Source organism: Alcanivorax sp. HI0083, assembly GCF_001635175.1.
In genome coordinates this window covers 1-2954 of record NZ_LWFX01001467.1, presented here as the reverse complement: position 1 = coordinate 2954, position 2954 = coordinate 1, and the positions used below count along the sequence as shown (strand labels likewise).

Genomic DNA, 2954 nt, shown 5'->3' with positions numbered 1-2954 from the left:
TTCCATTGTGCATTTCTGGGCCCTGATCGCGGTTTACATGTGGGCCGGGCCGCACCACCTGCACTACTCCTCCCTGCCCGACTGGGCTCAATCCCTGGGCATGGTGTTCTCCATCGTGCTGCTGGCGCCCAGCTGGGGCGGCATGATCAACGGCATGATGACCCTTTCCGGGGCCTGGCATAAGCTGCGCACCGACCCGATCATCCGCTTTATGATTGTGGCGCTGTCCTTCTACGGCATGAGCACGTTCGAAGGCCCGATGATGGCCATCAAGACAGTGAATGCGCTCAGCCATAACACCGACTGGACCATCGGCCACGTACACGCCGGCGCCCTGGGCTGGGTTGCCATGATCACCATCGGGGCCACCTATGTGATGGTGCCGCGCCTGTTCGAGCGCAAACAAATGTACTCCATCTCCTGGATCAACACCCACTTCTGGCTCAGCACCATTGGTACGGTTCTCTACATCGCCTCCATGTGGGTGTCCGGCATTATGCAGGGGCTCATGTGGCGCGCGGTGAACACCGACGGCACCCTCACCTACAACTTCGTGCAGGAGCTGGTCGAGCGGCATCCGTTCTACATCATTCGTTTGCTGGGCGGGATCATCTTCCTCAGCGGCATGATCCTGATGGCCGTCAATGTCTATAAAACCGTCCGTGCCGAACGCGACTGCCGCGGTGAAGACAACGTGCAGCAGGCTGACTGAGGAGAACGACATGTCTAACGCTCATGAAGTAGTAGAAAAGAATGTCGGCCTCATGATTGTGCTGACACTGATCGCCGTCAGTTTCGGGGGGCTCGCAGAGATCGTGCCGCTGTTCTGGCAGAAAGCGACCACCGAGCCGCTGGAAACCCTGGAGCCCTACACCGCCCTGGAGATGGAAGGCCGGGATATTTACATCCGCGAAGGCTGCCATGTCTGCCATACCCAGATGGTGCGGCCGCTGCGCGCTGAAACCGAACGCTTCGGGGCCTATTCCGTGGCCGGTGAAGATGTGTGGGAGCATCCCTTCCTGTGGGGCTCCAAGCGCACCGGGCCAGATCTGGCCCGGGTGGGCCTGCGACCCATCACCGAGCAATGGCACCGCGAGCACCTGCGCGATCCACGCCAGGTGGTGCCCGAATCCAACATGCCGGCTTACCCCTGGCTGCAGGAAACCCCGGTGGATTGGGATCTGACCGAGCGCAAATTGTCGGTATTCAAGAATGCCTTTGGTGTTCCCTATACCGATGAAGACATCGCCGAGCAGATGAGCAAGGTCAACGGCGAGTGGGCTAACGCCACGGAAGAAGATGCACTGGTGGCCTACCTGCTGTCGCTGGGTCAGGAACGCAAGGAGGCTGTGCAATGAGCTATCACGCCCTGTTTACCCTGGTGTTCTTCCTGGCATTTGTTGCCATGGCGGCGTGGGTGTATCGCCCCAGTCGCAAAAAAGATTACGAAAAGCTCGGCTATATCGCGCTGGATGCGGACGAGCGAACAGCCGGGAACCTTGATAAGGGGGACGAGCAATGAGTGACTTCTGGAGTTGGTTCATTATCGTCATCGTCGTTATCAACCTGCTGGGTTGCGGCGGCCTGCTGCTGTGGAATAACCAGATTTCTGCAGAGGAAGCCGCCAAGGAGACCACGGGCCACAGCTTCGACGGCATTCAGGAGCGCAACGCTCCCCTGCCCCGCTGGTGGCTGTTCCTGTTTATCGGCACGCTGATTTTCTCTGCCGTGTATCTGGTGCTGTACCCCGGCTTCGGGAAGTTCGACGGGGTGCTGGGCTGGACCAGCGATAACCAGTATCAGAAAGAAGTGGCCGTGATGGAAAAAAGCACTGGCCCGCTGTTCGAGCAATATGGGCAAGTCGCCATCGAGGAGCTGGTGGAATACCCGGAAGCGCTGGCAGTAGGGGGTCGCCTGTTCGCGAACAACTGCGCCATTTGCCATGGCTCCGATGCCCGTGGCGCCAAGGGCTACCCCAACCTGACCGATGACGACTGGCTGTACGGTGGCGAGCCGGATCAGATCGTCACCTCCATCACCAAAGGGCGCAAGGCAGCCATGCCCCCCATGGCCGCAGCCATCGGCAACACCGATGAAGCAGTACGGGACATGGCGCTGTATGTGCAAAGCCTGAGCCGACCAGGCCGGGTCAAGGACAGCCAGAAGGCCGCAGCGATTGAGCGGGCCAAACCCAAGTTCGCCATGTGCGCTGCCTGCCACGGGCAGGACGCCAAGGGGAATATCATGATGGGGGCGCCGGATCTGACCGATACCACCTGGCTTTACGGCCCCCGCGTGGAAGATATCGAATACACCATTCGCCACGGCCGCGCGGGCCACATGCCGGCCCATGAAAACCTGCTCAGCAAAGAGCGCATTCATGTAATCGCAGCCTATGTGTACAGCCTGTCCCGGAACGCTGACACCGCGGAGTAATCCGCGGGGCAGCCCTGGTTTCTACAGGCAAGGTGCCACCGCCCATCATTCGTAGCAGTGAAGGGATGCCGGCGGCGCAAAGGTGTTAGCGGAGAGTAGTATGTCGGACCCCAAGCGCATCAAGGTCACGGATGCCACCGATGGCGGCAGCGTGAGCTTGTACAGCAAGCGCGAGCGCATTCAGGTTAAATCCGTTTCCGGACGTTTCCAGTTTATCCGCGACGTCACCATTCTGGCGACCATGGGCCTTTACATGATCCTGCCCTGGGTGCGCTGGGACGGCCAGCAGGCGGTTCTGTTTGATTTGCCGGGGCGTCAGTTCCGTATTTTTGGTGCCAGCTTCTGGCCCCAGGACTTTCTGTTGCTGTCCTGGATCCTGATCCTGGCCGCATTTGCCCTGTTCTTTGTTACCGTGCTGGCGGGCCGCGTCTATTGTGGCTACGTCTGCCCGCAGACCACCTGGACCCGCTTCTTTCAGTGGATCGAGTTCTGGTGTGAAGGTGATCGCCACAGCCGTA

Annotated in this window: 5 protein-coding genes; all 5 read left to right on the top strand. The window is 59.8% G+C overall.

Annotation, left to right across the window (positions count from 1 at the left end; genetic code table 11):
- Positions 1–712: cbb3-type cytochrome c oxidase subunit I (locus A3754_RS22285; RefSeq protein WP_197468779.1), on the top strand; the 712-nt coding region annotated here is incomplete at its 5' end.
- A gap of 10 nt (positions 713–722) precedes the next feature.
- A complete protein-coding gene (gene ccoO, locus A3754_RS22280; protein WP_063521377.1) occupies positions 723–1358 on the top strand; it encodes a cytochrome-c oxidase, cbb3-type subunit II in 636 nt (211 codons plus the stop codon).
- Entirely contained in the window at positions 1355–1522 is a 168-nt protein-coding gene (locus A3754_RS22275) for a CcoQ/FixQ family Cbb3-type cytochrome c oxidase assembly chaperone (protein WP_063521376.1), read from the top strand. The genes ccoO and A3754_RS22275 overlap by 4 nt, the downstream gene beginning before the upstream one ends.
- On the top strand, positions 1519–2436 hold the full coding sequence (gene ccoP, locus A3754_RS22270) for a cytochrome-c oxidase, cbb3-type subunit III (RefSeq protein ID WP_063521375.1): 918 nt from the start codon (positions 1519–1521) through the stop codon (positions 2434–2436). The genes A3754_RS22275 and ccoP overlap by 4 nt, the downstream gene beginning before the upstream one ends.
- 100 nt (positions 2437–2536) lie before the next feature.
- On the top strand, positions 2537–2954 hold a 418-nt coding region (locus A3754_RS22265; protein WP_156497147.1), incomplete at its 3' end, for a 4Fe-4S binding protein.